Source organism: Limosilactobacillus secaliphilus (assembly GCF_001437055.1).
GTDB lineage: Bacteria > Bacillota > Bacilli > Lactobacillales > Lactobacillaceae > Limosilactobacillus > Limosilactobacillus secaliphilus.
Genome location: NZ_JQBW01000009.1, coordinates 189,142 through 215,174, shown reverse-complemented (window position 1 = coordinate 215,174; position 26,033 = coordinate 189,142). Strand labels below are relative to the sequence as shown.

Genomic DNA, 26,033 nt, shown 5'->3' with positions numbered 1-26,033 from the left:
CAAAAAGGCCGCAAAATCGTTGCTCGAAAACTTGTCCCACCCCGGAAAACTCGTGGTCGAAGAAAAGGTCTGCTCCACCTGGTTGGCAGCGGCTAATAAGGCTTGCTGGCGCTTCTGGTCAATTTTTCCCTTAGTCATCACCGCGATCAATTCCTGTTTCAATCGTTCTTGCATGAATTCACCTCCCAGATACGATGAGGGCTGCCAGTAACGTTTACTACTAGCAGCCCTCCTTTTTTGTGATCAATCGTTAAAGCTCGATGGTCTCGTGCTTATTTTTGAACTGGTTCTTCATAATCACCATTCGGACAAACGACCTGCTTGCCACCCTTAACATTCTTTTCGACCAAGAAGTGGCCATCCTTTGGGCAGTTGCGGCCGATTGGCTTATCCCAGGAAACAAAGTCACAGTCAGGGTAACGTGAGCAGCCGTAGAAGACACGATTCTTGCGTGACTTCCGTTCAACAACCGTGCCTTTGCCACATTTCGGACAAACAATTCCGGTGTCCTTCACGATGGCCTTCGTGTTGCGGCAGTCTGGGAACCGTGAGCAGGCATAGAACTTGCCATACCGGCCCATCTTAACCACCATTGGCGCACCACAAATATCACAGTTAATCCCTGCCAGTTGATCTTGCATCTGCACCTTTTCGACTTGTTCTTCAGCCTTGGAAACTTCCTTGCTGAATGGCTGATAGAAGTCATCAACGACCTTGACCCACTTTTTCTTGCCTTCTTCAATGTTATCGAGGTCGGCTTCAACGTCGGCCGTGAATTTGGCATTGGCGATTTGTGGGAATTGCTTCTCGATCAAGGCGTTGACCACTTCACCGAGTTCAGTCGGTTCAAAGTGGCGAGAAACTAAACGAACGTAATAGCGCCGTTGAATGGTATCCAAGGTCGGTGCGTACGTTGATGGCCGACCAACACCATTTTCTTCTAGAGTCTTGACTAAGGCAGCTTCAGTGTAACGAGCCGGTGGTTGAGTGAAGTGCTGGGCCGAATTATCGCTGACCATCTTAACCTGGTCGCCTTCAGCTAAGTCAGGCAAAAGATTGTCTTTGTCCTGACTGCGCTTGTAAACCTTCGTGAAACCGGCAAACTTAACCTTGGATCCATTAGCCCGGAAATTAACCCCGTTTTGCGTAATGGTAACCGTCATCGTATCAATGATTTCAGGCGTCATCTGACTGGCAACGAAACGGCTCCAAATAAGGCTGTACAGCTTGTACTGATCGTTAGTCAGATACTGTTTCATTTCTGCCGGTGTCCGATAAACTGAGGTCGGCCGAATTGCTTCATGGGCATCCTGTGCCCCTTCCGGCAACTTGCCCTTTACCGGCTTAATTGCGGCGTATTGACCCCCGTATTTCTCGTGAATGAACTTGGAGGCTTCATGCTTAGCAATGCCGGCAATTCGCGTCGAATCAGTACGCATATAAGTGATTAAACCAACCGCGGCCCCTTTGCCAATGTTGATCCCTTCATAAAGCTGTTGGGCGGCCATCATTGTCTTCCGCGTCCGGAAGTTCAAACGCCGGTTGGCTACCTGCTGCATAGTCGACGTCGTGAACGGTGGTTGTGGCTGACGACGGCGTTCCTTTCGGTCAACCTTGTCGATGTTAAACGGATGCTGACGGTCAATCTTGGCCAAAATGCGCTGCACATCTTGGTTATTATGTAAAGCAACCTTCTTATTGTTTTCACCATAGAAGGACGCCTTGAACCGCTCTGAGCGGCCCTTCTGGAATTCAGCATCGATACTCCAATACTCTTCAGGCTTGAAGTTGCGGATTTCCTTTTCCCGCTGAATGATCAAGTTCAACGCAACCGATTGGACACGACCGGCACTGAGGCCCTTCTTGACCTTCCGCCACAGAATTGGACTGATCGAATAACCAACCAAGCGGTCCAAAACCCGCCGTGCTTGTTGGGCATCGACCAGGTCCATGTTGATGGTCCGTGGTTCCTTGAAGGCTTCCTTGACCGCATCTTTGGTGATTTCGTTGAATGTTACCCGATTCTTTTCCTTATCATCCATCTTCAAGAGATTGGAAACATGCCAGGCAATGGCTTCACCTTCACGGTCGGGGTCGGATGCCAAATAGATGGCTTTGGCATTCTTCGCATCTTTGCGTAGTTCCTTGATCACGTCACCCTTACCGCGGATGGTGATGTAATCCGGCTTGTAGTCATTATCGATTTCAACCCCCATGCGGCTCTTAGGCAGGTCACGCACATGCCCGAGGCTGGCCACGACCTTGTAAGTCCGGCCCAAGTAGCGGCCAATCGTTTTTGCCTTCGACGGCGATTCCACAATGACTAGCTTTTTACGGTTAGTCCGGGTCCGTTTCCTCGTCGTTGTTTTCTTAGTACTTGTAGTCTTTTTAGTTGTTGATTTTTTACTTGTTTTAGTTGCCACTGTACGGCTCCTATCTTGTTTGGTTTGTTCTTTCATATTAATAAGCCATTTTTTGGTTGCTGTCAAATCAAGACGAAAGAATTTTGGACCAGACGAAGCCGTTCAGACGCGACAGGATGCCAGCTCTTCGATAATGTCCTCAGGGGTTAAAGCAGGACGCGCACCCTCAGCAATTAGTTCATTACAACCTTTAGAGAGCGGCTGCAGAATTGAGCCTGGTACCGCCAGAACGTTACGATTTTCTTGAACAGCGATGTTGGCGGTAATCAGACTCCCACTCTTCTGCCGGGCTTCCACCACTAAGCAGGCAGCACTCAGCCCAGCAATGATTCGATTACGTTCGGGAAAATGAAATGGCAACGGCCGCGAATCGAGTGGGTATTCGGAGAGGATTAAGCCATTCTTTTTGATTGCCATCTGCAGGTCAGCATTTTCGTGCGGATAGATACGGTTTAATCCGTTGCCGATCACGGCGATTGTCTTGCCACCGTGAGTTAGCGTCAGACGATGTGAAGCACCATCAATTCCACGCGCCAAACCACTCACTACCGTAATTCCTTGATCAATCACTTCTGGTAAAAGCTTTTTCAACGCATTTTGCCCATAGGCAGTCATGTTGCGAGCCCCCACCACCGCTAATTTCCGACCTGCTAATAGTTCTCGGTGCCCTTGATAGTACAAAAGCAGAGGCGGACAGAAGCATTCCTTGAGACTAAGCGGATAGTCTGGATCCAAAATGGTGATCGTTGCCATCTCCTTGTTCTGGTTCAGCAAGTCATCCAATTCTGGATCAACGAAATGTTGAATAAAATAATTCGCCGTTTTGGGCGTCAAGTGGGCTTCCTGGCTCAAGAAAAGCCGGTTGTTAAATTCATGATAGTGAGTCGCCGTTTGCCAAAGCCGGTATTTAGTGACTAAACCCATGTGCGGACAAATGTGGAGTCGTCGTAAAAAATCTTCTTCAAGCATAAAAAAAGTCCCCCTACATTCTATAAACGTAGAAGGAAATGATTTGCATTTTTTAGTATCGATCAACCGGCGCAAAAGTACGGCGGTGAATCGGACACGGTCCATCTTTAGCGAGCGCCTGCAAGTGCTGCTTGGTACCATAGCCCATGTTTTCACGAAAGCCATATTGCGGATACAGGCGGTCATAATCAGCCATTAAATGGTCCCGGTATTCTTTGGCAACAATGCTAGCAGCCGCCACACTAATACTCTTTTGATCTCCCTTAATCAAAGTTGTTTGGGGCAGCGGGTAGTTAAGCTTGACTGCATCGATAATCAAGTGGCTCGGTCGGTGACGCAAGGCCTTTACGGCATCAGTCATCGCTTCTTTGTCGGCCTCTAACACATTCACCCGATCAATCTCTTGTGCCGAACGAACGCCGATGCTGACCTCAACGGCTTCATCAACAATTTTCAGATACAGCTGCTCACGCTCATGCCGCGTCAACATTTTTGAATCCGTGACCCCGAGCAGGTCAAAAGACGAATCTAGGACGACCGCACAGGCGACAACGGGCCCGGCAAGCGGTCCCCGACCCACTTCGTCAATGCCGGCAACGTACTGATTGCCACTTTGCCAAAGCGCGTTCTCATAAAGAAAACGGTGATGAAAGGCTTGCTGGGCTTGCTTTAACCGCTCCAGCCGCCGTAAACAGCGCTTAACGGCATTCTGAACACCTTTTCGTCCATCGCTAGCTAGTGATTGTAAAAACGGGTCAGTGGCGGACTGAATGCCCTTTAAACGAGTGTTGATTTCTTTGATTGTCAATTGTTTATTCATGGTCTTCGTCTCGTTCGATATCAGCGGGGGTTTCTAAGGAAATAGTCCCTAATTTGCCCTTGCGCAGGTCCCAGATTAACCGGTCACTGCCACGTTCATAGTCGTCCCGAAAGCCCATCTTTGCCGTCATTGTCAGCAAAAGGTCAGGATTTTTAACGTCTTCATCAACTTGGTCATCAGTCAACCGATAACGCTTCTGCAATTCGTTTAAGCGGTGTCTACGCAGGTAATCCAGGGCAAACAGTGCCACATCATCCTTTGCATAAATACCATCCCGAATTGCCCCAGTGAGGGCCAGCAGGTTTCCTTGCCGTTCGGAAGAAAACTTTGGCCACAAGACGCCGGGTGTATCTAGCAATTCCAAATTTTTGCCTGACCGCAACCACTGCTGGCCAGTAGTTACGCCAGGGCGGTTACCGGTGCTGGCAACATTCTTCTTGACCAAATGGTTCAGCAAGGTTGACTTACCAACATTTGGCACCCCAACACACATCGCCCGCATTGCCCGTCTGCGCAAGCCCTTTTCTTGCTCTTTGGCCGCTTGTGGACGCAGGATTTTTGCTGCCGCCTGGCTAACCGTTTTGCTGACCTGATGATCACGTGAGTCAAGGGCCAGAACGGGTTGCTGATGAGCTTTAAAGTAGGCCAGCCATTCCTTGGTCACTGCTGGATCAGCGAGGTCCGTCTTCGTCAAAATCAATAAGTGTGGCTTATCGCCCATTGCGCGGGCAATTTCCGGGTTTTGTGTTGAGTATGGCACCCGTGCGTCAACTAATTCAAAGACGATATCCACTAAATGCATTTGCTCCCTAATTTGGCGCAAAGCCTTGGCCATGTGCCCAGGAAACCATTGAATCATTGCCATGTTTGCCTCCTAATTCATTTTGTCCAAGTATTTCTGCCACGCCTCATCGAAAATTGTCATTGAAGGCAAATAATCGGCCGTTTCTTCCAGATATTTGGAAATCTCATCAAAATCTTGGGATTGTTTGGGAAACGTGGTATCAAAAAAGGCATTGTTAGCAAATTGCTCAATATCAGTCGGATGATCAGGCTGGCGCTGGGTCATCAGATAATGATAGAAACTCTCACGATGCATGTTTACTTGCCTCCTTTAGGAATAGTGATCAAGAACTTAAATTCACCCTTCTCCATGTTGAGCTCTTGGGCAGAGTAGTGAAGGGAATGCTGCTTGCTGTAACGGTTCAGATCCAGAGTAATTGTCTTCTTTTTCTGGTTGACATAGACCCAGTTGGGCAGCTTGTAATTAGCTTTGATGTAACTCAAGACAAACTTGACCGGTAGATTGAGCCGACCAACTGATAAGCCCTTTGTTTGCAGCAAAACGTTCCCGTTGGACAAGCGCTTGGGAATGAAGTTCAGCGCAAACTGCACCTTTGCGCCAAGAAAATGGGTCTTACCGATCACCGTCGCATACTTATTACCGACGAAGAAGCGGTACTTAACCTTGTCGTCCTTCAGGAAACGGTCCAAGTAGTTTCTGGAGAGCGCGTTCACCTGACGACGGTCGAGAGTCACCGCAACTGACGTATCAGCTGCAGAATAGGCTTCTTGCTGGCTGGGAACGTTTGTCGGCGCCGTTGCTTTATAAAAAATCACGCCAACTGCCACAACCACGACCGTCAGCAAGGAAAAGAAGGCCCATTTCCATGGATTATGACTGTTTTTGCTTGTCTTCATGCGCTGCCCTCCTTTACTTCTCTTCGTACATGAAGGAATCGTGTTGCTTCATTTGCTTCAGTAGTGCCTTGGTCATTTGTTGGTAACCATGGTGGTTCGGGTGAAAATTGTCGTCAGTCGAAATGTATTCGTTCAGATTCTTCTCTCGGTGATTCATGATTGAGACCACCTGCTTTTGGCTGATCGAGGTTTGGTTGACTTCCTTTGAGGTCTTCTTCAACTCGGCCCGTTTGTGTTCAGTCTTGTACTGGCCATAAGACATCAAGTGGTCAATATTGACAAAGTAAGCCGGCTTAAATTCCTTGACGGTCGCTTGGCTCGTCTGGTTCCATTTTTCAATCGACTCATTAATGACGGAAACCTGCGGAAAATATGTGTAGACCGGGTTGTAAATGCTAAACAAGAAGATAGGGGCATGCGAATTTTGTTGACGCACGGCAGTAAACAAGGTCTTCAACTTCTTTTGATAGGTCTTTCTTGCCGCTGCCACGTTATCGTTCACATCGCTGGAAGACGATAAAAGATTGACTTGGAGCTTCTGCATCAAGTCATTTCCGCCCACCGTCATCACAATCACGTCGGCCTGTTTGAGGTTTTGCCGCATTTTTGGTTGATTATTGAGGCGCTTCAAAATTTGATCAGAGCGGTCGCCACTGACCCCGTAATTCCAAGTACTAACCTTGGTTGAATACTCTTTTTCGAGGGCCGGCTTGATCTGGCCAACATAACCGCCCTGCTCCTTTTCGTCACCCTGGCCGTAAGTCAGTGAATCGCCAATGGCCACTAGGCGGACGTGTTTCTTAACGACTTTGGTTGGTTGGGACGCCTGACTGGCCGTGTGTTGATGGTAATAATAAGCACCACCAAGAGCGGAGATCAACACCAACAGCAGTAAGAGCCATTTCCAAACATGTTTCATCAAAATCTCCGCCTTTCTGTTTAAACGAAAAAGGCTGAGAAGAAAACCCAGCCTTTGAATTATTCAGTGTAATAATGAAGGCTATTTGCGCCTATGCCAGTGTGCGTGGCAATGATCGGAACGGTCTCACGCACAACGATCTTCACGTCCGGGAACAGCTCATGCAAACGATCGTAAAGACGTTTAACTTCCTGATCGGCCTGCACGTCGGAAATTCCAATCGCCAAAACCTTTGGACCTTCCTTCATCTGCTTCAGGATCTTATCCCATTCACGATGAATCGACTTAATCCCACGGCCCTTTGAAGCGATGTGAATTTCACCGTTCTTAATTTCCAGCATCACTTTAATGTTTAACAGGTTGGATAAGGTTCCGGCAAACTTGCTGACCCGACCACCGGCAACCAGGTTGTCCAATTTATCGATGGCCAAAAACAGTTTAGTGTGGCTGTAAACTTCTTTCATTTTGGCAATGGCGTCGTCCATACTACCGCCGTTTTCGATCACTTTAGCAGCGGCAATGATCTGAAAGGCCATGGCCCGGTCAGTTTCGTGACTATCAATCACAGTGACTTTGGTGTCAGTCATTGAAGCCGCCTGTTCAGCTGCGTGAACGGTGCCGCTAATTGAAGCCATCATCGTCACACAGAGAACCTCACTGCCGTCTTTACCCAAGCGGTCAAATGCTTCCACAAACTTACCAATCGGTGGCTGAGACGTCTTTGGCAAGCTCTTAGCGGCTTTCATCAAGTCGGGGAATTCAGCATTTGTGATGGTTTCCCGCTCAGTATAGACGGTCCCATCAATCATCACCGTCAATGGAACGATGGTAATATCATATTTTTTGATTTCCTCTTCAGTTAAACCAGCGGAGGAATCGCAAACAATTTTAATTTTTGACATGGATTTTTACCACACTTCCTGAGCATTTTGGTATAATGTATCTAGTTATTAAAACTAGATGATCTCATATCAATATAAATTGAACACAGCTCATTGTTTTAAACTGCAACTAGTATACCAAAACTTTTTATAGATTTCATGAATGAAAGGAGAATCGCGTCTAATGGCACAAGGACAATACAAGAAACTTAATCACCCGACTGCATCACGAATTGCAATCGAAGTTGGTAACGCCATTACGCATGGCTTAGGGGCAGCCCTTTCCATTGCGGGGTTAGTAATATTGATTATTCAGGCCGTCCACCGTGGCGGGGCAATGCGGATCGTGACTTTCACCATTTACGGCAGCGTTTTGATCCTCTTCTACCTCGCATCTACCCTCTACCATAGCCTGGTCTTCACCCGTGCCCGCAAGGTTTTTCGCATCTTCGACCATGCGATGATTTACATGCTGATTGCGGCAACGTACACGCCTTACTGCCTGGTCTGCATTAGAGGCTGGTTGGGCTGGACGATTTTCGGTATCGAATGGGCCTGTGCCATTGGCGGGATCATCTACAAGAGTATCTGGATCGACCGGACCAACTGGTGGTCAACCGTCGTGTACGTTATCATGGGCTGGATCTGCCTGGTTGCCTTTTGGCCGTTATGGAACCACCTGCAGCCAACCGGATTCCTCCTGCTCTTAGCTGGGGGTATTGTCTTTACGATGGGTGCTGTGCTTTACAGCATGCCTGGTAAATACACCCACCTGATTTGGCATGTCTTCGTGATGGTCGGTACTTTATTGATGTACTTCTCCATCCTGTTCTTCGTTTAAGACCCACTTCTCAAACCAATAAGCATTAGCGGAATCGTTCTTCGATCCCGCTTTTTTATTGACCAGGGTCCAATTCGTCAGATCGATGGCCGGCATTTTGGTGTCACCGTGATGGTCACCAGCAACAACCGTCCGATAAAGAACGTTGACATAAGGGATCAGCGCGCGAAAAATCTGAGCGCCACCAATGACCATATACGGTTCTTCCTCGTCTGCCTGTTTCATCCAGCCCAATAATTCAGGGACGGAATGAACCAGCACGACCGAATCCAGCGGTTTACTGGATCGACTAATCACCACATTGGTTCGTTTGGGTAGCGGCCGACCAATCGAGTCAAAAGTCTTGCGGCCCATGATCACAGGGTGACCCATGGTAACTTGCTTAAAGTGCTTTAGATCTTCGGCAATATGCCAAGGCAGCTTTTGATTTACGCCAATCCAGCCAGCCTCATCTTCAGCATAGACAAATGCAATTTTCGTCATACCAACCACCCTTAGACAGCCACTGGAGCCTTGATTGGTCCCTCGTGTTGATAGTCATCGAGCTTGATGTCATCCATCTGATATTGATCAACCGGTTTAGCTTCGTCAGGCAAAATCAAGTGCGGTGCTGGGTGAACTGGACGCATCAGTTGTTCTTTAATCTGCTGAATATGATTGCTATAGATGTGGGCGTCTCCCAAGGTGTGAACAAAATCACCAGCCTCTAAGCCACACTCTTTGGCCACCAAGTGCGTCAGTAAGGCATAGGAGACAATGTTGAACGGCACACCCAGAAAAATGTCGGCCGAACGTTGGTAAAGCTGACAACTTAATTTGCCATCATTAACGTAGAATTGGAACAAAGTGTGGCAAGGCGGCAGCGCCATCGAAGGCACGTCTTCCGGATTCCAGGCGGACACAATCATGCGCCGAGAATCGGGATTGTGTTTGATCGTTTCAATGACGTTGTGGAGTTGGTCGATGCTTTCGCCCTTGCTCGTCTTCCAGTGCCGCCATTGGCTACCATATACCAGGCCTAGATCACCATACTTCTTGGCAAATTCGTCATTATCCAGGATCCGCTGGCAGAATAATTTATGTTCTTTGACATACTGTTCCTTGAAGGCCGGATCAGTCAGCCGCCGATGGCCAAAGTCGGTCATATCAGGGCCCTTATATTCGTCACTTTCGACCCACTTCTTAAACGCCCATTCATCCCAGATATGGTTGTGGTGCTGCAGTAAGAAACGGATATTGGTATCACCACGCAAAAACCAGAGTAATTCGCTCTTAACCAAGCCAAAGGCCACTTTCTTGGTCGTCAGGATGGGAAAACCCTTGCTGAGGTCAAAGCGCATCTGGTAGCCAAAGACTGACCGTGTACCGGTACCCGTTCGATCGTCCTTATAATGGCCGTTTTCGAGGACATAACGCGCTAAATCAAGGTATTGTTGTTCGTTTTCGTTAATCACCATGTTCTTCTCCTTATTAATCGACAAAATTCGACAAGTATTCCCAGCGCTTGGTCTTTTCATCAACCTGCTTCTGGACCGAATTGAGCTTCTTTTGCAATTCCGCCAACTTCACGTAGTTATCACCGTTGGCAGCCATTTGACTCTCCAAATCCTTCTGCTGGGCATCCAGTTTGTCCAGATCATCGTCCAAATGGTTGAATTCCAATTGTTCAGCATAAGTTAGCTTGGTTTTCTTCTTCGTTGACTGGGTCGAACTAGCTGCTGGCTTCGGTTGCTCAGCCTTCTTGCTATTCTTCTCCTGCGTTTTAGCCGACTTAGCTTGCTGCTCACTTTGTTTCAGATAGTCGGTGAAGAGACCAGTATATGGCTGAATGACGCCATTACCCTTGAAAATCAAGAGCGAGTCCGCCACCCGGTTGAGGAAGTAACGGTCGTGGGAAACCGTGATGACGGTCCCATCAAAGTCATCCAGGTAGTCTTCCAGAACTTCCAGCGTGTTGATATCCAAGTCGTTCGTCGGTTCGTCCAATAGCAGTACATTTGGCTGTTGCATCAAGATCTTCAGGAGGTACAACCGCCGCTTCTCACCACCAGACAATTTACGAATCAGCGTGCCGTGCATGAAGCGCGGGAAGAGGAATTGTTCCAGCAGGTTGGTGACGCTAATCTTTTCTCCGCTCGCCGTTTTAACGGTATCCGCAACGTCAGTCAAGTAGTTGATTACTCGTTTACTGTCATCAATCGGTTCGGTTTGTTGGGTGTAATAACCGATTTTAACGGTCTCACCAATTTTGATCACACCGCTATCCAGTTTTTGGTGGCCAGCAATCACGTTCAACAGAGTGGTCTTCCCGGCCCCATTCTCACCGGAAATGCCGATTCGGTCGCCTGGTTGGACCAGCCAATTAAAGTCCTTCAGAATCTGGTGCTTGCCAAATGCTAAATTCGCATCCTTGACATTGATGACATCCTTACCTAGACGCGTCGAACCAAGGTTAATTTCAACGTTGCCTTCAGTTTGCAGCTTGCCAACCTGACCCTTCAGCTCGTTGAAACGGTTGATCCGTCCCTTTTGCTTGGTCGAACGAGCCTTTGCACCATGGCGCATCCAGGCCAGTTCCTTCTTGTACAAGGCTTGCCGCTTGCGTTCCGCCTCCGTGGCCAATTCTTCTCGTTCGGCCTTCTGTTGCAGGAAATCTTGGTAGTTGCCGTCGTAGTGGTAAAGCGTACCGAAAGACAATTCCCAAATATGGTTAGTGACTTGATCCAAGAAATAACGGTCATGAGTGATTACAATCACCGCTCCACGATAGCCATTCAAGAAGGTCTGCAACCATTCGATCGAGGAGATGTCCAACTGGTTGGTCGGTTCGTCCAACAACAATAAGTCAGGGTGTTGGATCAGGACTTGCGCCAGGCCGACCCGTTTTTGTTGACCCCCAGAGAGCGTCCCGATCTTTTGCTGCCAATCATTGATTTTCAGCTGGGTGAGGATCGTTTTCACTTGGCTATCAGCATCCCAGAGGTCTTGTTGATCCATAATGCCTTGCATCTTGGTGAACTGATCCGCGGCTTTATTGTCCTCTGGATGGTCGCTAAAAGCTTGGAGGGCTTCTTCATACTTACGGATGGTCGCAAATATGAGTTGGTCACCGGAAAAGACCGCATCCATGATGGTCTTGTTGGGATCCAAAACCGGTTTTTGCTTCAAATAGCCGATCGTATAATCATTCGGCTTGGTGATTTCACCGCTGTCCGCACTGGTTTCTCCAGATAGGACATTTAACAGCGACGTTTTACCGCTCCCGTTGACCCCGATGAGCCCAATCCGGTCGTTTTCGTTAACGATCACCGAAACATTCTTAAAAAGCGTTTTTTCACCATAAATACTGGTCAAATTATCTGCGCGTAATGTTTGCATTATAAGTCCCCTTGATTGATTAACTGTTCACTGTATTTCAATAGCGCTGGTGCTGAGTTCGCGACTTTTCCCGCAACAACGTCTCTTAATAGGCGGTCTAGTATCTTACCCATCTTTGGTCCTGGTGTTAACGACGTGTTCTTCAACAGTTGACCACCGTTAATTGCCAATTCATGGCGGTCGTGAATGGCCAGCTGTTGATACTGATCATGCCAGCTCTTTACTTCGCCTTGGTCAAAGTCAAATAACAAAGCAATTTCACTCGCTGCGTCCAAGTTATTCTGACCACATTCAAAAAGGTCCCAAGCAGTAACTTTCTGATCAACGGCGCACTTTAAAAAGATCAGAATGGCTCTTTCGGCACTAATCAAATCGTTGGACAACTTCCAATCACGCAAGAAACGACTGCTTTGCTTGGCCGAAATACCAATAGCAAAAAGTAAAGCGCCCCAAGCAGCCTTGTTCGTGGTCAATGGCCAGTGAGTACATTGGGCCAGTCGTTGCAAGCCAGCCTCATGATCGCTCAAATCAGGACAATACTGGTAAAGACCTGTGTTGATCATCGCCTTGAGTCCCCGCGGCGGGTTTTGCCCCAGTAACAATTTCTCCATTTCGACTTGCGTTCGTTCAACGGCAATTTTCTCTAGCAAACTGGCATTATCTTGAATGCCGGTTACTGTGGCCGGATCAATTGCAAAATCGAGCTTGCTGGCGAAACGGACTGCCCGCATCATACGCAAGGCGTCTTCGTGGAAACGCGCTTCCGGATCACCAACCGCCTTGATCAGTCGCTTCTTCAGGTCACTAAGGCCATCGAAAAGATCGATAACCTGGCCATTTTCCTTCATCGCGAGCGCATTAATCGTGAAATCACGGCGTTTGAGATCCTCACTTAACGAACGAACAAAGGTGACCTTGTCAGGACGGCGGAAATCTTGATAGCCGCTTTCGGTTCGAAAAGTCGTCGTCTCGTAGCCTTCACCATGGTCCAGAATCATGACGGTGCCGTGTTCAATTCCGGTATCGACCGTCCGTTTAAAGATCTGCTTAATCTCACTCGGATAGGCGCTGGTCGCGATGTCAATATCATGAATATGGTCACCTAAGATAGTGTCGCGCACACAACCACCGACAAAGTATGCCTCATAGCCGGCATTTTCGATCTGCTGCAAAACGGGCCGCGCAGGCTCAAAAATAGCTGGCAAGTTGGTTAATTGCATTTTTTCATCCCCACTGATTGAATTACTGTCTTATTTTAACAAATTTTGGGCAGACGTGTTGTTTGTGATAAAGTTAAAGTAAATATCTACTTGTAACCTAAGGAGGAAAAACAATGGCAACCTACCCACTCCAAACTGCCTTTCGTGTTTTCTTACAGCAAGAAGGCCTCGCCAAAATTACGATTCACAACTACGATCAAACCATCAGCCAACTATTTAGCTTTTTAGCCGCTAACCATAATGAAGGCCCCATCGATATTAATACCGTCACGACCAACGATCTCCGTCAATACGTCGACTATTTGCGGGCCCACAAGCGCTTAAATGATCGGACCTATAACAAGCTCCTCTCCCAACTCAATCGCTACTTTCAGTTTCTCTTTACCCATGGCGCCAGCAATCAACTGCCGACGCTCCCCTTGCACGGCCAGGCACAGGAGAAAAAGACCGCCGCATCCCAAGAATGGCTGAATAAACTGGACCTGATTTTAAAAGACGATGCGGTTCATCCTTACACCCGGCTCACCTTGCTTTTGTGCGCCCATGGCTATACCAGTCAAGAATTTCTTCAAGCCGGTTTTTATCGTGAGTTCCAGCAGCTTTACCTGAAAACGGAGTCAGAACGGCAGTTTAAGCAGTCTTTTACTTCGTTCATCCAACCCTTACAGGCAAGACAAAAGTGTCATGACCTGTTTTTAAAACAGCGCTATAACCCTGACCATCCTCGTTTGACGGCTCCGGCATTGCACAAGTATTTACAACATGACCGCTCCTACTTGGGCTTTAACATCAATCCCCAGGTCTTGCACCGTTCATATATCTTAGCCTTCCTGCAGTCCCATCCCGATGATAGTGATAATCGCTTGATGTCGACCCTTCGTTTAGACCCCAGTTCTTTGCTCTATTACCGCCGCCTCTTACTAAAACAGGCAGCTTATGACCACGAAAATTAAACGATTAGCGTAACAGATGACACAAATAGGCCCCAACATTTGGCATCACCAAACGCTGGGACCTTATTTACATGGATACAGTTGATAATCATGACAGCAGCTTAATCAGTCAACGAGTCCAGCAAATCAACCATTTCATCATCCGTTGGCACTAAGTCGACATAATGCCGCAAGATCTTCTTCAATTGCTCACTGCGGCCGGCTTCCTGGTCAAAGCCAATCAATTGCCGCAAGAAATCGGGATCATCCTGGAAGCTGGATAAAGCAGCATCGTAGGCCTGCCCAGCTGCTTGATAGTGTTCCAAGGCCTGCTGTGACTGGGCCAAGTTCCATTCGACCTGGGGATCCGGATCATGGTCCTCGATAAAGGGTGCCAATAACTTCAGATTATCCTCATGCCGCCCTTGTTGAATCAGGAAATTACTGTAGGCAAGAGCAATGCGGATGTTTTCCGGGTCCAGTTCATGCGCCCGCGCCAAGTATTTCTGCATCAGTTTAGGCTGATCGAGATGACTGGCGATTGCCGCTGCCTGGGCAAAAAGCTGTTCGTTATACTGGTCGACTCCCAAGCCTTCTTGGGCCGCCTTCAAGGCCTTCTCGTATTGGTGCAGCTTGCTGTAAGCCTGCGCCAAAGCAGGATAAACCGAAGCATATTGATCATCGGCTTCGATTAAGTCCTTGAAGCTGGTAATTGCTTCCTTAACCTTGCCCAAATGTAACTGGGTCAGGCCCGTCTGGAAACGAATGTCAGTGGTCTGGTATTCAGGCGCTACCTGCCGCAAGTAGGCAAGTGCTTGGTCAAACTGACCACTTTGGGCATACGCCATTCCCAAGCGTCCAGCAATATCGACCTTGTCAAATTCGGCATAACCAGCCTTGATCAGGGCAATGTAGTAAAAGATCGCCTTATCGAATTGCTTAATGAGATAGTAGAACTCCCCCAGCGCATACAAGACAGCCGGTTGATCAGGGGCAATTCTGTAAGCCTCCTGCAATTTCTCTTCCGTGACCTCAAACTCGCCCTCGGTTTGGTAGAGGTCAGCAGCCACCAGCAGCGATTGCAAGTAGGCCGGCGAACCCTTATCGACCTCTGAGAGATAGGTTAAGGCTTGATCGTTATCACCGTTGTCAATTGCAATTTCCGCCAAATTCGTCCGTAACTCGCCTTCGTCAGGGTACTTGGCCAATAACTTTTCATAAATCCGTTGTGCCTGTTTGAGAAACCCCAAACTGTACAGTTGTTGCGCTAAGTTAAATAAAGTGTCGTCATCGTCTTTGCGCAGTGCCCAGGCAAAAGACTTTTTGGCTTCCTTCAACTGACCCTTGTCCAGTTCATCCAGCATTTTTTCCGAAAAACTAGCCATTCGGCATCCTCCTAATCTCAAATAACTAATCGTGAAAAGTTGGCAAACAAAAAACGAGGATGTAGCCACCCTCGCTAATGTTTTTAGTTAAGTATTTGTTTACTTAACGGCATCCTTCAAGGCCTTACCAGGCTTGAATGCAGGTACCTTGCTTGCAGGAATGCGGATTTCTTGACCCGTTTGTGGGTTACGACCCTTACGTGCAGCACGTTGACGTACTTCGAAGTTACCAAAGCCGATCAACTGTACCTTTTCACCCTTAGCTAATGAAGCTTGGATGGAACTGAATACTGCATCAACTGCAGCAGTTGCGTCCTTTTTAGTTAAGCCGGTTGCTGATGCAACGTTGCTTACTAATTCTGCTTTGTTTGCCATATCTTTTCACCTCCCACTGTGAACACACTTGAGTGTCCGGTGATTGTTAATTTTGAGTGGTCCAAAATTAACGAAATAATAACGCAACAACGTATCATTTCAAAATTAAGATTAGCATAGAGAAACCGCGTTGGCAAGGCGTTTTAGCGATAAATCGTCTTTTTAATGCAATTCACAGAATGCTTAGTTAATATTAATTCCGCTGCCGCTTGATCAGGTGAATCGGCGTTCCAGAAAAATCGAATGCCTGACGAATCTGGTTTTCCAAATAACGGGCATAGGAGAAGTGCATCAGGTCTGGATCGTTGACGAAGATGACAAAGGTCGGCGGTGCCACGGCCACTTGAGTCGCATAGAAGACCCGCAGGCGGCGACCATTGGTACTTGGCGTCGGGTTGGCGGCAATCGCATCCATGATTACGTCGTTTAAGGTTGACGACTTTACCCGCCGTTTAGCATGCGAGTAGACCTTTAGAATCAGTGGTGGCAACTGAGCCAAACGCTGCTTGGTCTTCGCCGAAACAAAGATAATTGGCGCGTAACTCAGGTACTGAAATTCATGCCGGATTAGGTTCGTAAAGTCCGTCATCGTCCGCTGGTCACGACCCGGCAGCAGGTCCCACTTGTTGACAACGATGATGACCCCCTTACCGGCTTCGTGGGCATAACCGGCAATATGCCGATCCAAATCACGAATTCCTTCGTCGGCGTTCAAGACCACCAGTACCACGTCTGAATCATCAATTGCCTTCATTGACCGCATCAAGGCATAGCGCTCAGTGTTTTCATAGAGCTTGCCCTTCTTCTTGATACCGGCCGTGTCCACCATCGTAAACTTGTGGCCCTGGCTTTCAAAATGGGTGTTGATGGCGTCACGCGTGGTCCCAGCAACGTCAGAAACAATCACCCGCTGCTGGCCCAGAATGGCGTTGACTAACGATGATTTACCAACATTGGGCCGCCCGATGAAGCTGAAGCGAACGGTATCTTCATCCTGGTTCTGGCCATCGTCTGGGAAGTGCTCAATTACGGCATCAAGCATGTCACCCAAACCAATGCCATGGACACTCGATACTGGGTATGGCTCGCCCAAGCCCAGCGAATAAAAGTCATAGATATCGGCGCGTCGTTCCGGATTATCGACCTTGTTAACCGCCAAGACGACTGGTTTCTTCGACCGGTAAAGGATTTGAGCCACCTGTTCATCGGCGTCCGTAATCCCGCTTTGCACGTCCACAACCAAGACGATTACATCGGCCTCATCAATCGCAATTTCGGCCTGTTGGCGAATCTGCGTGATCAGCGGCTGGTCGGACAGCTCGATCCCACCCGTGTCGATCATGTTAAATTCTTTACCTAGCCATTCTGCATGGGTATAGATCCGGTCACGGGTTACGCCAGGAGTGTCTTCCACAATCGAAATCCGCTCACCAGCAATCCGGTTAAACAAAGTCGATTTGCCGACGTTGGGCCGCCCCACAATTGCAACGACTGGATTTGCCATCGGTATCCCTCCTTTACTTCTTTCATCAAAAAAGAGGCCGAAAAGACATAATCCCTTCGACCTCCGTTTAAATTAAGTCAAAAACTACTTGCGAGCGTTCTTCAGTTCATCACCGATCAGATCACCCAACGTGAAGCCGTTCTCTTCTTCAGGAGCATCAGCTGCGTAGTTGTTACGACGTGGACGACGACCGCGGTTACCACGGTGGTTACCGTTGCCTTCATCGCTACCTTCAGGCTTTTCTTCCAGAGCCTTGATGGACAGGCCTAAACGCTGACGTTCTGGGTCAACGTTCAATACCTTAACCTTAACTTCTTGACCAGTCTTCAGTACATCAGCTGGCGTAGCAATGTGCTTGTGAGAGATCTGTGAAATGTGAACCAGACCTTCAACACCAGGGAATACTTCAACAAAGGCACCGAAGCTAGTCAGGCGCTTAACCGTACCAGTCAGAACAGAGCCAACTGGGGCCTTTTCTTCGATGTTGTCCCATGGGCCAGGCAGGGTCTGCTTGATGGATAAGGAAATCCGTTCACGTTCTGGGTCAACGTTTAATACCTTAACCTTAACTTCTTGACCAGCCTTCAATACGTCAGATGGCTTGTCAACGTGTTCGTAAGAAATTTCAGAAACGTGAACCAGCCCGTCAACACCGCCAAGGTCAACGAATGCACCGAAGTTGGTCATCCGTGCAACCTTACCAGTAACAACGTCACCAGCGGACAGTTCGTCAAAAATCTTCTTAGCAGCAGCTTCATGCTGAGCCTTAACGATTTCCTTGTGAGACAAGATCAGACGGTTTTCGCTTGGTTCAATTTCAATAATCTTAAATTCGAGTTCCTGACCCTTAAATTGGTTCAGATCTTCGACGTAGTGGTCAGTAATCATAGAAGCAGGAACGAATCCACGAACACCAGCATCAACAACTAAGCCACCCTTAACAGCCTGGGTAACCTTAGCAGTAATCGTTTCGCCGGCATCGAACTTCTTCTGGATGTCGTCCCATACCTTCATGGCTTCAAGACGCCGATGTGACAGTAAGTAACTGCCATTCTCCTTGTCGGAGCCAATCTTTGAGATCACAACCAAGTCTAATTCGTCGCCAACTTTGACGAGATCGTTGATGTCTTCAACTGGTTTCGTTGACAGCTGGTTTGCAGGAACAACCCCTTCAACACCAGCGTCTTCAATGCCAACGATTGCTTGGCGATCGTCATCGATCTGCAGTACCTTACCCTTAACAACATCCCCAACTTTAACTTGCTTGATGCTGTCAAGCGCCTTTAACATAGCGTCATTGTTTTCATTTTCAGCCATCTAAAAAAATCCTCCTTGCAACAATCAACTCTAGCAGCTATTTTACTAGATATTCGGGCATTTTACCAGCTTTTCGGCTAATTGTTAATTTTTTTTGTGATGATTGCGGAAATTTGATCGACAACTTGGTCGATTGTCAAGTGAGTGCTATCCAACTTAATCGCGTCTGCAGCCTGCACTAGCGGGGATACTTTCCGTGTGGAATCCTTCTGATCACGCAATTCAATGGCTGCTTGCAGTTCAGCCAGCGTCCCGGTATGAATCCCCTTTTCCTTGTTTTCCTCATAACGGCGACGAGCCCGCTCATGGGCACTAGCCACCAGGAAAATTTTGACTTGGGCGTGCGGTAAAACAGTGGTCCCAATGTCGCGACCGTCCATCACGATCCCACCTTTGTCAGCTATTGCGCGCTGTTGACGAGTCATTTCGGTCCGGACAGCTGGAATGGCAGCGACTGCTGAAACATTCTTCGAAACTGCATTGCCCCGAATGGCCTTCGTAACCTCAGTGCCGTTAACGAAAACCCGCTGTTCTTCTTCACCAGGCTTGAACTCAATCTCGGCCTGCTGGGCTAATTGGCTAATGGCTGCCGTATCGTCCATTGCCAAGTGATGGTCCAGTGCTAACCAAGCAATTGCACGATACATTGCTCCCGTATCACAGTAAATATATTTGAACCGTTTGGCCACCCGCTTGGCAACCGTACTCTTTCCGGCCGAAGCAGGCCCATCAATTGCAACTTGAATATCTTTTGACATAATCCTAAAACTCCACTCTATTTAACTCTTAGCTGCTGGCCAGGATGGATTTGTGATCCTGGTTTTAAGTTGTTCATCCGCGCTAATTGATCCACCGTCAAACCGTTGTTCGCAGCAACCCGGTACATTCCCTGACCTTGGTTGACCGTGACATAGGACCGGTTGTTAGAATTCGACTGCGAATTGGACTGTCCGGTTTGATTTGACTGGTAGCTGGACGAACTAGCAGAAGCCGTTTGATTATCTAGCTCCTGACTGGATCGATCGTGCTTTGATGATTTCTTATGGCTACGTTTTTTGTGACTACTCGCTTTTTTATGGCTTTTACTGGTCGCAGCCACTTTTTCTTCCCGTGCTGGGTGATTAAAAGACTGCTGGTGCTGTGCCCAGTAAACAATGGGCATGATGGCCAAGATAATGATCAACAACACCAAAATGGTTGTGATCCGCGAATCGTGCGATGTCTGCCGTCGCCGTTGCATCCGCGACAAGTTGCCTTGAGAATCGCGACCCTCGTTGTCTTCGAAGGTTTTGTCCCAAAGCTTCTGATTTTCGGGATGTTGGTCCTCTCTCTTCTCACTCATTGACTAACCCTCCTTGATTGGCATTCGTAGAAACATTGTAGCGCAAAAGCGTAAACAGTGTCTAGAAGCACCAACAAAAGATCAAGACGAGAGGCCCATGAGCGTTCGTAATCGTTCTTGCCAATCATCATGAGCCACTTCTGCTGCCGGCTTTTCGGTGGGCAGTTTTAATTTTTCGATGGTCCAGTCCGGCTGATCAACGTCACAACAACTGTGCAAAGGCTCCGTTGCTGCCTGGCCAAAATAGTTCAGCACGTAATTGCGACGACATGTCGAGCTATGGACATAACCCAGCATTTTCCGCAGACGCGCTTGTCCCCGCTGCAATTGCTGGTCAAACAATTTCTGAATCTGGCTCAGCGACCAACCATGTTGCAGATAGAAAGCCACCACTTCACCCTGTGGCCCCAATATAGCACTTTGATTGCGATGACGCTGCCAGTTTAAAACTGCGTCACTAGTTGGCAATTGGGGGGTCATCAACATCTCTGGTAGTGATTCGTCACCGGGACAATAGAGCAGAATGGCAATGGCTGGCTGACCATCACGACCGGCGCGTCCAATCTCTTGCCAATAGCTTTCCAAACTGGCCGGCAAGTGGTAGTGGATCACAAAGCGCAGGTTACCTTTATCAATCCCCATGCCAAAGGCGCTCGTGGCAAAAATAACATCCAATTGCCCCTGCATGAATTGCTGCTGAATGATGAACCGTTCCCGTCGCGTCTGACCGGCATGATAGGAAGAAACCTTCAGCTGACTATGCGCACGTACCCACGCAGCCAGCTCGTCAGCCAACTTACGACTGGAAAAGTACACGACACCACTCGTCTTGAGTGCTTGCAATAAGGCCAATAGCCGGGCTTTCTTCTTATCTTCATCCGCCAATGTCTGCACTGCTAAAAAGATGTTTTGCCGATCCACCGACCGCTTAACGACCTTAACCGTTGAAGGCTCTAGACCTAGTTTGGCAACGATATCTTGACAAACAGTCGGCGTGGCTGTGGCGGTCAACATCAACAAGCGTTCCGGCTGCAAGCGCTTGATGGTCTGCTTTAGGAGCAGGTATTCCGGTCGAAAATCGGGGCCCCACTGGGAAACACAGTGCGCCTCGTCAACGACAAACATGCTAATTGAAAGCCGCTTCAAGAGGCCCTGAACCGCTGGATTGGCCAGACTTTCCGGTGACGTAAACAGGAAACGAAAATGACCGATGTTTGAAAGCAGTGCCTGCCGGTCAGCATACGACAAGCTGGAGTTCAGCATGGCCACCTTAAAATGACCTTGTGCCCGCAGACGATCGACCTGGTCCTGCATTAAGGAGATTAAGGGTGAAACGACTAAGATTAAACCTGGTAATAGGTAGGCTGGCAGTTGAAAAAGAAGACTTTTACCGGAACCAGTTGGTAAAACGGCTAAGGTAGGCTGCTTATCCATCACTGCCTGCAGCGTTTCTTTTTGGCCGGGACGAAAATGATCGAAGCCAAATTTGGCGTGCAAAACTTGATTTAGCAAATCACTTTTCATCACCTTGCCACCTCCTCAGTATCTGCAACAAGCGGAAATCGAAAAAGGCCGCGCCACTGTCGCCATCAGTTGGTGCTTGAAACTGCCACTTTAACGCTGGCCCAGAATATTGTTGACTCAAGCGGTCCAACTTTTCTTTGGGCATGAGTCGTTCCCAGTCCAATGCATCCGGGATGATGATGGCAGCTTCCAACAGATGCTCCCGAATCGTACTGGCCTTTAAGTGCCGCAAGCGCGCAATTTGTTCAATGCTTTTGCCCGCCCTAAATTCTTGGACGGTTTGCCAAGTGCTTTTAGCCACCGGCATTGGAGCGGTTAGATCAGCCATTAAGTTCCATAATGGGCCACCTTGCTGCTGGACTAGGTGTGCGACTCCCAACCAGACATCGCGATCCATCATGGCCGCTTCTTCTACCTGAACATGCAACTGCGCCGCTGCCTGTTCAATTGTCCAACCAGTTAAGTGATAGCCAAACAGTTCATTAGCAAACATGGTGGCCAATCGTGGATCGACTTTCTCCAGTGCTGAGCCAATCGTCATTAATGTCTGGGAAACCGGTTCCTGTAAATTACCGGTCAAAAGCCAGTCACGGACTTTACCCATCCCCGTCAACGAAAGATTTAATGGGGTATATTGCTTTTCACCATGGATCAGTTCGGACAGGGCTTGAATCCCCAAACTGAAGCGGTCGGCATAGTCACTGGGGTTAGTTAGCCAAGTCCACTGACTAAAATGCGGTTGGTAAAAATTGTCCAGCACCCCTTTTTGCCGATGGAGCCCCGCCGGCGTCAAGCAAGCCGTCTGTTCGGTTAAGCTGATCAAGCCATGGTCTCGCTTATCGCTTAGCCACTGTTCAAAATCTGCTCGTGACAGTTTCCGCTCTGCACCAAGCCAGTCTAAGATTCCGTAATTAAAAGCCCAGAAAAGAGTCGCTTGCGTACGGTGATTTTGCAAAATGTTCTCAACTACCCGTATCCGGCGCGGTGATCGTGAAAATAGCAAAAACAAGTACTGATTCATTACTGACCCTCCTCCTACTTTTAATAACGGCAAATCATTCAAAAGTCATCAATTGATTTAAATTATATGCCAAATTTCAGTCAATAAAAAAGCCAGCAGTCATTTACAAGCTGCTAGCCAGATTTTGTTAATTTAAGTTGAATCGTTTATTATGCCGCAGGTGCACGACCACGATGGCAAACACTAGGCTGATCAGAGCACCCTTCAAGAGATTAAATGGCAAGACTCCAACCAGCATCAATTCTTTAATTGGCAGTGATGGGTGCCAGGCAAACATGCTCATGTAGGCAGGGGTTAAGACATAGTAATTGAAGATTGTCATCAACACAGTCAACAAGATCGTGGCACTAACACCACCGAACCACATGGCTTTCTTCACCGTCTTAAAACGCCGAAAACTCCACGCAAACGGCAAAATCAACGCCAACGAAGAACAGAAGTCTGCACCTAGCCCCAGGAATTCGACTGGGGCAAAACCATGCACCAATCCATGGAGCAAGCACTTAACGACCGCAATCATGATCCCAGTGACCGGCCCATCCAACAGGGTACCAATCAAGACCGGCACATCCGAAAAGTCCAATTTAAGATATGAAACAATTGGGATCACCGGAAACTCCAAGAACATCAGCAGGAATGCCAATGCACCTAGAATGGCGATCATGACACAACGACGGGTTTGAGAATGTACTTCATACAACAAGATCAACCTCCCTTAGCTAGAGGTTGCCTTCTTAGCAATTGTAGGTATACAAAAAGACGGCACTGGCCGCCTTCTTTCACTATGGACACACAAGTCCACTGGTGTTTGCTTCTATCTACCAGACTTTACTGTCGGCACCCGGGATGACACCGGGTTCCACCGCCGAAACGGGTTGCGGGCTATACCGCCGGTCGGGAATTGCACCCTGCCTTGAAGACTAACCAATATTAAATTCTCGAATAACTCGTACGCAGGTATTTTACCATAAGCATTTACCCAGCCACAAGTTAGTGCATTCCCTTCAAATGTGCAACTTCTTCCGGCTTGAGTTCACGCCATTCACCAGCATTGGGAATGCCCGTCAATGTCAAACCATCATATACTTCACGATGCAGTTTCATCACCGGATGACCAACAGCTTTCAGCATCCGCTTGACTTGGTGGTAATGGCCTTCATGAATCGTCAACCTAACTCGACTGGTTTGCCGGTCATCGCTAACTTCCATCAGTTTGCACTTGGCACCCTTTGTCCGTCGCCCATCGATCTTGATTCCACGACGCAGCTGCCGCATGTCATCGTTTTTGACAACTCCTTTCACCTTGGCAATGTACGTCTTCTCAACCTCAAACTTGGGGTGCATGAGGCGGTTAGCCAAAGCGCCATCGTTGGTCAGAATCATAATGCCGGTGGTGTCATAATCTAAGCGGCCGACCGGGTAGATCCGGTCAACCACACCACCATCTTTTAAGATATCAACGACTGTCTTGCGGCCCTTGTCATCGTGAGCGGAAGAAATTACGCCACGAGGCTTGTTTAATAAGTAGTAGTGATGCTGTTCACGCTGGATCGGCACCCCGTCCACTAAGATCTCATCGTTCGCACTAACTTTAGTGCCTAACTCCTTGATGACCTGTCCATTGACCTGCACGCGGCCGGCGAGAATGATTTTTTCTGAAGCGCGTCTAGACGCCACCCCGGCCTCAGCCATCGCTTTCTGTAGTCTTTCCATCTTGATGGTTTCCTTTCTGCTGATTATTGAGCTTTTGTTGACGTGATGCTAACGCCCGTAAAAAGACGTCACTATCCATGTCCTCCAAAGACATCTGCTCGCTTAACGGTGGCAAATCATCAATCGATTGCAGACCAAAGTAGTCCAGGAAGGCCGTCGTAGTGACGTAACGGAATGGTCGCCCTGGGACGTCCAAACGGCCCTTGGTAGTCAACAAGCCCCTGGCCACCAGCTTTTGAATGGATCCGGAACTTTGCACGCCACGCAGGTCATCAATCTCCAAGCGGGTAATGGGCTGCCGGTATGCGACAATTGCCAGAACCTCAAGCAAGGCCTGGGTTAACGGCACCTTCAACGGAGTCTCAAAATAATTCTTGATGATGGGTGCTAATGATTGCTTCGTTGCCAGTCGGTAAACTTCAGCGCTGTGCAAAAGTGTTAATGCGCAATGCGGATCGTCATCATATTTTTGCCCCAGCTTCTGTAAGAGTCCCTGAACGGCTGGCTTCATGAACCCGGTCAACTGGCTTAAGTCAGACACCGTAATGCCCTCATCGCCACTGATAAACAGGAGCCCTTCAATTTGTGCTAACTCATCCATTCTCGTCATCCTTTCGCTTAGGACCAGGCAAGACAATCAAGGGGCCAAACAGATCGGCCTGCGAAAGCCGGATAACTGCATGCCGGCAGAGCTCCAAAATTGCCATGAAGGTGGTGACTAAGTTGTCCCGGCTGCGGTCGTCCTCAAACAAGTCTTCAAAGCGGACCGCATGATCGACCTTTTTCTTCACATAGTTCATCCGTTCAGCCACCGTAATCGGTTCCGCCGTTACCGTCGTCGTTACTGGTTCCTGAGCTATGTGGCGGCGCAGGACCTTTTCAAAAGCGGCTTGCAGTTGGTCCAAACTCACCCCTGGTGCCACTTGTTCGTGGACGAGACCGGTTGGTGGTTGGGCAGCTTGCCGGGTGTATTCCTGCGAACGCTGCTCTTCCTTCCCCTTCAAGCGCTTGGCAGCCTCTTTGTAGCGCTGGTATTCCAGCAGTTGATCAACCAATTCCTGACGGGGATCAGCCTCTTCTTCCGGCTCATCCTCCTCAACGGGTGGCTTCGGCAGCAGCATCCGACTCTTGATGGACATCAAAGTGGCGGCCATCACAAAATAGTCACCTGCAATCTCTAGGCGGTGACGCTGACTCTCTGCCAAGTAATCCATGTATTGTTTCGTAATCTCCGCAATCGGAATATCATAAATATCCATTTTCGACTGTCGGATCAAGTGCAATAGCAAGTCCAAGGGTCCTTCAAAGTCCTTCAGGCGGATCGTCGGCTGATAAGGCAGATTAGGCAATTCTGCTTTGCTCATTCGTCATGCTCCTCGTGTGCTTGCTGTTCATAGTAGTTATTGCGTTGCCAGTTGGTAATCAATGGTTGGGTCGCCAAGGTCCCCATCATCCGCCGGTCCGGGAACTGTTTGGCAACCGCTGATAAGAATTGATACATGCTGTGGCCTGACCGCTCGCTGGGCGAAAAGGACACCCGCCGAACCAAGACATAGTCAACCCCTTCTTGCAGAATCATGACCGCGCTAAACTGGTCGACGTTTTGGTCCTTCCACAATAAAATCTTGTTGTCGCTGGATTTGACGGCCCAGTCTAATTCCTCTTGCAAACGCTGATAGTCGTGCAGGTCAGGCTGAAAGGACAATAAGCCCATGACGATTTTCTGATAGTTTTTCTGATAAGGCACAATCATCTTCACTGCCTCCTT

Annotated in this window: 27 protein-coding genes and 1 riboswitch; of the genes, 2 read left to right on the top strand and 25 right to left on the bottom strand. The window is 48.4% G+C overall.

Annotation, left to right across the window (positions count from 1 at the left end):
• Positions 1–272: 272 nt before the first annotated feature.
• The 8 genes from topA to IV45_RS04650 all read right to left on the bottom strand — a co-directional run bounded on the left by topA (position 273) and on the right by IV45_RS04650 (position 7,734).
• A complete protein-coding gene (gene topA / locus IV45_RS04685; protein ID WP_057741140.1) occupies positions 273–2,423 on the bottom strand; it encodes a type I DNA topoisomerase in 2,151 nt (716 codons plus the stop codon).
• Between the two features lie 102 nt (positions 2,424–2,525).
• Positions 2,526–3,392 (bottom strand): DNA-processing protein DprA, encoded by an 867-nt coding sequence (gene dprA / locus IV45_RS04680; protein WP_057741139.1) that lies wholly within the window; start codon positions 3,390–3,392, stop codon positions 2,526–2,528.
• A 52-nt stretch (positions 3,393–3,444) separates the two neighbouring features.
• The gene (locus IV45_RS04675) at positions 3,445–4,212 is read right to left on the bottom strand and encodes a ribonuclease HII (RefSeq protein ID WP_057741137.1); all 768 of its coding nucleotides are present in this window, start codon (positions 4,210–4,212) and stop codon (positions 3,445–3,447) included.
• A complete protein-coding gene (gene ylqF, locus IV45_RS04670; protein WP_057741136.1) occupies positions 4,205–5,077 on the bottom strand; it encodes a ribosome biogenesis GTPase YlqF in 873 nt (290 codons plus the stop codon). The genes IV45_RS04675 and ylqF overlap by 8 nt, the downstream gene beginning before the upstream one ends.
• Positions 5,078–5,086: 9 nt before the next feature.
• Entirely contained in the window at positions 5,087–5,311 is a 225-nt protein-coding gene (locus tag IV45_RS04665; protein WP_057741133.1) for a YozE family protein, read from the bottom strand.
• A 2-nt stretch (positions 5,312–5,313) separates the two neighbouring features.
• Entirely contained in the window at positions 5,314–5,913 is a 600-nt protein-coding gene (locus IV45_RS04660; RefSeq protein WP_057741131.1) for a YpmS family protein, read from the bottom strand.
• 13 nt (positions 5,914–5,926) lie between these two features.
• Positions 5,927–6,832, bottom strand: coding sequence for an SGNH/GDSL hydrolase family protein (locus IV45_RS04655; protein ID WP_057741130.1), 906 nt, complete (start codon positions 6,830–6,832; stop codon positions 5,927–5,929).
• Positions 6,833–6,891: 59 nt separating this feature from the next.
• Positions 6,892–7,734: a DegV family protein gene (locus tag IV45_RS04650; RefSeq protein ID WP_057741128.1), complete on the bottom strand. Its 843-nt coding sequence runs from the start codon at positions 7,732–7,734 to the stop codon at positions 6,892–6,894.
• 163 nt (positions 7,735–7,897) lie between these two features.
• Between IV45_RS04650 and trhA the strand changes: the two genes are divergently transcribed.
• Positions 7,898–8,554 carry a PAQR family membrane homeostasis protein TrhA gene (gene trhA / locus IV45_RS04645; RefSeq protein WP_057741126.1) on the top strand — a complete coding sequence of 219 codons (657 nt, stop codon included), beginning with the start codon at positions 7,898–7,900 and terminating at the stop codon, positions 8,552–8,554.
• Here the strand turns inward: trhA and IV45_RS04640 are convergent.
• The 4 genes from IV45_RS04640 to IV45_RS04625 are packed head-to-tail and all read right to left on the bottom strand — an operon-like array spanning position 8,519 to position 13,152.
• Entirely contained in the window at positions 8,519–9,037 is a 519-nt protein-coding gene (locus tag IV45_RS04640) for a dihydrofolate reductase (protein WP_057741125.1), read from the bottom strand. The two genes, trhA and IV45_RS04640, sit on opposite strands and share 36 nt — an antisense overlap.
• Before the next feature lie 11 nt (positions 9,038–9,048).
• The gene (locus tag IV45_RS04635) at positions 9,049–10,011 is read right to left on the bottom strand and encodes a thymidylate synthase (protein ID WP_057741123.1); all 963 of its coding nucleotides are present in this window, start codon (positions 10,009–10,011) and stop codon (positions 9,049–9,051) included.
• Positions 10,012–10,024: 13 nt separating this feature from the next.
• Positions 10,025–11,932 (bottom strand): ABC-F family ATP-binding cassette domain-containing protein, encoded by a 1,908-nt coding sequence (locus IV45_RS04630; protein WP_057741122.1) that lies wholly within the window; start codon positions 11,930–11,932, stop codon positions 10,025–10,027.
• Positions 11,932–13,152, bottom strand: a complete 1,221-nt coding sequence (locus tag IV45_RS04625; RefSeq protein ID WP_057741120.1) for a CCA tRNA nucleotidyltransferase — start codon at positions 13,150–13,152, stop codon at positions 11,932–11,934. The genes IV45_RS04630 and IV45_RS04625 overlap by 1 nt, the downstream gene beginning before the upstream one ends.
• A 113-nt stretch (positions 13,153–13,265) precedes the next feature.
• Between IV45_RS04625 and IV45_RS04620 the strand changes: the two genes are divergently transcribed.
• On the top strand, positions 13,266–14,105 hold the full coding sequence (locus tag IV45_RS04620; RefSeq protein ID WP_057741119.1) for a site-specific integrase: 840 nt from the start codon (positions 13,266–13,268) through the stop codon (positions 14,103–14,105).
• A gap of 101 nt (positions 14,106–14,206) precedes the next feature.
• On the opposite strand, the gene IV45_RS04615 is transcribed toward IV45_RS04620, so the two are convergent.
• The 13 genes from IV45_RS04615 to IV45_RS04555 form a co-directional block, all read right to left on the bottom strand.
• Positions 14,207–15,469, bottom strand: a complete 1,263-nt coding sequence (locus IV45_RS04615; RefSeq protein WP_057741117.1) for a tetratricopeptide repeat protein — start codon at positions 15,467–15,469, stop codon at positions 14,207–14,209.
• Between the two features lie 99 nt (positions 15,470–15,568).
• Complete coding sequence (locus IV45_RS04610; RefSeq protein WP_057741116.1) at positions 15,569–15,844, bottom strand: HU family DNA-binding protein; 276 nt, start codon at positions 15,842–15,844, stop codon at positions 15,569–15,571.
• 193 nt (positions 15,845–16,037) lie between these two features.
• Positions 16,038–17,348 carry a ribosome biogenesis GTPase Der gene (der, locus tag IV45_RS04605; RefSeq protein WP_057741114.1) on the bottom strand — a complete coding sequence of 437 codons (1,311 nt, stop codon included), beginning with the start codon at positions 17,346–17,348 and terminating at the stop codon, positions 16,038–16,040.
• A gap of 84 nt (positions 17,349–17,432) precedes the next feature.
• Positions 17,433–18,665, bottom strand: coding sequence for a 30S ribosomal protein S1 (gene rpsA / locus IV45_RS04600; protein ID WP_057741112.1), 1,233 nt, complete (start codon positions 18,663–18,665; stop codon positions 17,433–17,435).
• A gap of 77 nt (positions 18,666–18,742) precedes the next feature.
• The gene (cmk, locus tag IV45_RS04595) at positions 18,743–19,423 is read right to left on the bottom strand and encodes a (d)CMP kinase (protein WP_057741110.1); all 681 of its coding nucleotides are present in this window, start codon (positions 19,421–19,423) and stop codon (positions 18,743–18,745) included.
• A gap of 17 nt (positions 19,424–19,440) precedes the next feature.
• Positions 19,441–20,007: an SAG1386/EF1546 family surface-associated protein gene (locus IV45_RS04590; RefSeq protein ID WP_057741109.1), complete on the bottom strand. Its 567-nt coding sequence runs from the start codon at positions 20,005–20,007 to the stop codon at positions 19,441–19,443.
• A gap of 81 nt (positions 20,008–20,088) precedes the next feature.
• Positions 20,089–21,531: a RecQ family ATP-dependent DNA helicase gene (locus tag IV45_RS04585; RefSeq protein ID WP_057741107.1), complete on the bottom strand. Its 1,443-nt coding sequence runs from the start codon at positions 21,529–21,531 to the stop codon at positions 20,089–20,091.
• On the bottom strand, positions 21,521–22,552 hold the full coding sequence (locus IV45_RS04580; protein WP_057741105.1) for a helix-turn-helix domain-containing protein: 1,032 nt from the start codon (positions 22,550–22,552) through the stop codon (positions 21,521–21,523). Before IV45_RS04580 ends, IV45_RS04585 begins: the two co-directional genes overlap by 11 nt.
• Before the next feature lie 127 nt (positions 22,553–22,679).
• On the bottom strand, positions 22,680–23,252 hold the full coding sequence (locus IV45_RS04575; protein WP_157051209.1) for an ECF transporter S component: 573 nt from the start codon (positions 23,250–23,252) through the stop codon (positions 22,680–22,682).
• Positions 23,253–23,357: 105 nt separating this feature from the next.
• Positions 23,358–23,477: riboswitch (FMN riboswitch) on the bottom strand.
• 65 nt (positions 23,478–23,542) lie between these two features.
• Positions 23,543–24,265 carry a pseudouridine synthase gene (locus tag IV45_RS04570; protein ID WP_057741103.1) on the bottom strand — a complete coding sequence of 241 codons (723 nt, stop codon included), beginning with the start codon at positions 24,263–24,265 and terminating at the stop codon, positions 23,543–23,545.
• Positions 24,237–24,866, bottom strand: a complete 630-nt coding sequence (gene scpB / locus IV45_RS04565; RefSeq protein ID WP_057741102.1) for an SMC-Scp complex subunit ScpB — start codon at positions 24,864–24,866, stop codon at positions 24,237–24,239. Before scpB ends, IV45_RS04570 begins: the two co-directional genes overlap by 29 nt.
• Positions 24,859–25,629 carry a segregation and condensation protein A gene (locus IV45_RS04560; protein WP_057741100.1) on the bottom strand — a complete coding sequence of 257 codons (771 nt, stop codon included), beginning with the start codon at positions 25,627–25,629 and terminating at the stop codon, positions 24,859–24,861. The genes scpB and IV45_RS04560 overlap by 8 nt, the downstream gene beginning before the upstream one ends.
• Positions 25,626–26,018, bottom strand: coding sequence for a hypothetical protein (locus tag IV45_RS04555; protein WP_057741098.1), 393 nt, complete (start codon positions 26,016–26,018; stop codon positions 25,626–25,628). The genes IV45_RS04560 and IV45_RS04555 overlap by 4 nt, the downstream gene beginning before the upstream one ends.
• Positions 26,019–26,033: the final 15 nt, after the last annotated feature.

What these genes read in the sequence shown, in the direction of transcription:
- IV45_RS04585 (WP_057741107.1), bottom strand. Translation starts at nt 21,531, where the DNA reads ATGAAAAGTGATTTGCTAAATCAAGTTTTGCACGCCAAATTTGGCTTC.
- IV45_RS04655 (WP_057741130.1), bottom strand. Translation starts at nt 6,832, where the DNA reads ATGAAACATGTTTGGAAATGGCTCTTACTGCTGTTGGTGTTGATCTCC.
- IV45_RS04630 (WP_057741122.1), bottom strand. Translation starts at nt 11,932, where the DNA reads ATGCAAACATTACGCGCAGATAATTTGACCAGTATTTATGGTGAAAAA.
- cmk (WP_057741110.1), bottom strand. Translation starts at nt 19,423, where the DNA reads ATGTCAAAAGATATTCAAGTTGCAATTGATGGGCCTGCTTCGGCCGGA.
- IV45_RS04665 (WP_057741133.1), bottom strand. Translation starts at nt 5,311, where the DNA reads ATGCATCGTGAGAGTTTCTATCATTATCTGATGACCCAGCGCCAGCCT.
- rpsA (WP_057741112.1), bottom strand. Translation starts at nt 18,665, where the DNA reads ATGGCTGAAAATGAAAACAATGACGCTATGTTAAAGGCGCTTGACAGC.
- IV45_RS04675 (WP_057741137.1), bottom strand. Translation starts at nt 4,212, where the DNA reads ATGAATAAACAATTGACAATCAAAGAAATCAACACTCGTTTAAAGGGC.
- IV45_RS04635 (WP_057741123.1), bottom strand. Translation starts at nt 10,011, where the DNA reads ATGGTGATTAACGAAAACGAACAACAATACCTTGATTTAGCGCGTTAT.
- der (WP_057741114.1), bottom strand. Translation starts at nt 17,348, where the DNA reads ATGGCAAATCCAGTCGTTGCAATTGTGGGGCGGCCCAACGTCGGCAAA.
- IV45_RS04570 (WP_057741103.1), bottom strand. Translation starts at nt 24,265, where the DNA reads ATGGAAAGACTACAGAAAGCGATGGCTGAGGCCGGGGTGGCGTCTAGA.
- ylqF (WP_057741136.1), bottom strand. Translation starts at nt 5,077, where the DNA reads ATGGCAATGATTCAATGGTTTCCTGGGCACATGGCCAAGGCTTTGCGC.
- IV45_RS04620 (WP_057741119.1), top strand. Translation starts at nt 13,266, where the DNA reads ATGGCAACCTACCCACTCCAAACTGCCTTTCGTGTTTTCTTACAGCAA.
- IV45_RS04580 (WP_057741105.1), bottom strand. Translation starts at nt 22,552, where the DNA reads ATGAATCAGTACTTGTTTTTGCTATTTTCACGATCACCGCGCCGGATA.
- trhA (WP_057741126.1), top strand. Translation starts at nt 7,898, where the DNA reads ATGGCACAAGGACAATACAAGAAACTTAATCACCCGACTGCATCACGA.
- IV45_RS04650 (WP_057741128.1), bottom strand. Translation starts at nt 7,734, where the DNA reads ATGTCAAAAATTAAAATTGTTTGCGATTCCTCCGCTGGTTTAACTGAA.
- scpB (WP_057741102.1), bottom strand. Translation starts at nt 24,866, where the DNA reads ATGGATGAGTTAGCACAAATTGAAGGGCTCCTGTTTATCAGTGGCGAT.
- IV45_RS04590 (WP_057741109.1), bottom strand. Translation starts at nt 20,007, where the DNA reads ATGAGTGAGAAGAGAGAGGACCAACATCCCGAAAATCAGAAGCTTTGG.
- IV45_RS04660 (WP_057741131.1), bottom strand. Translation starts at nt 5,913, where the DNA reads ATGAAGACAAGCAAAAACAGTCATAATCCATGGAAATGGGCCTTCTTT.
- IV45_RS04625 (WP_057741120.1), bottom strand. Translation starts at nt 13,152, where the DNA reads ATGCAATTAACCAACTTGCCAGCTATTTTTGAGCCTGCGCGGCCCGTT.
- IV45_RS04560 (WP_057741100.1), bottom strand. Translation starts at nt 25,629, where the DNA reads ATGAGCAAAGCAGAATTGCCTAATCTGCCTTATCAGCCGACGATCCGC.
- IV45_RS04555 (WP_057741098.1), bottom strand. Translation starts at nt 26,018, where the DNA reads ATGATTGTGCCTTATCAGAAAAACTATCAGAAAATCGTCATGGGCTTA.
- IV45_RS04610 (WP_057741116.1), bottom strand. Translation starts at nt 15,844, where the DNA reads ATGGCAAACAAAGCAGAATTAGTAAGCAACGTTGCATCAGCAACCGGC.
- IV45_RS04615 (WP_057741117.1), bottom strand. Translation starts at nt 15,469, where the DNA reads ATGGCTAGTTTTTCGGAAAAAATGCTGGATGAACTGGACAAGGGTCAG.
- IV45_RS04640 (WP_057741125.1), bottom strand. Translation starts at nt 9,037, where the DNA reads ATGACGAAAATTGCATTTGTCTATGCTGAAGATGAGGCTGGCTGGATT.
- dprA (WP_057741139.1), bottom strand. Translation starts at nt 3,392, where the DNA reads ATGCTTGAAGAAGATTTTTTACGACGACTCCACATTTGTCCGCACATG.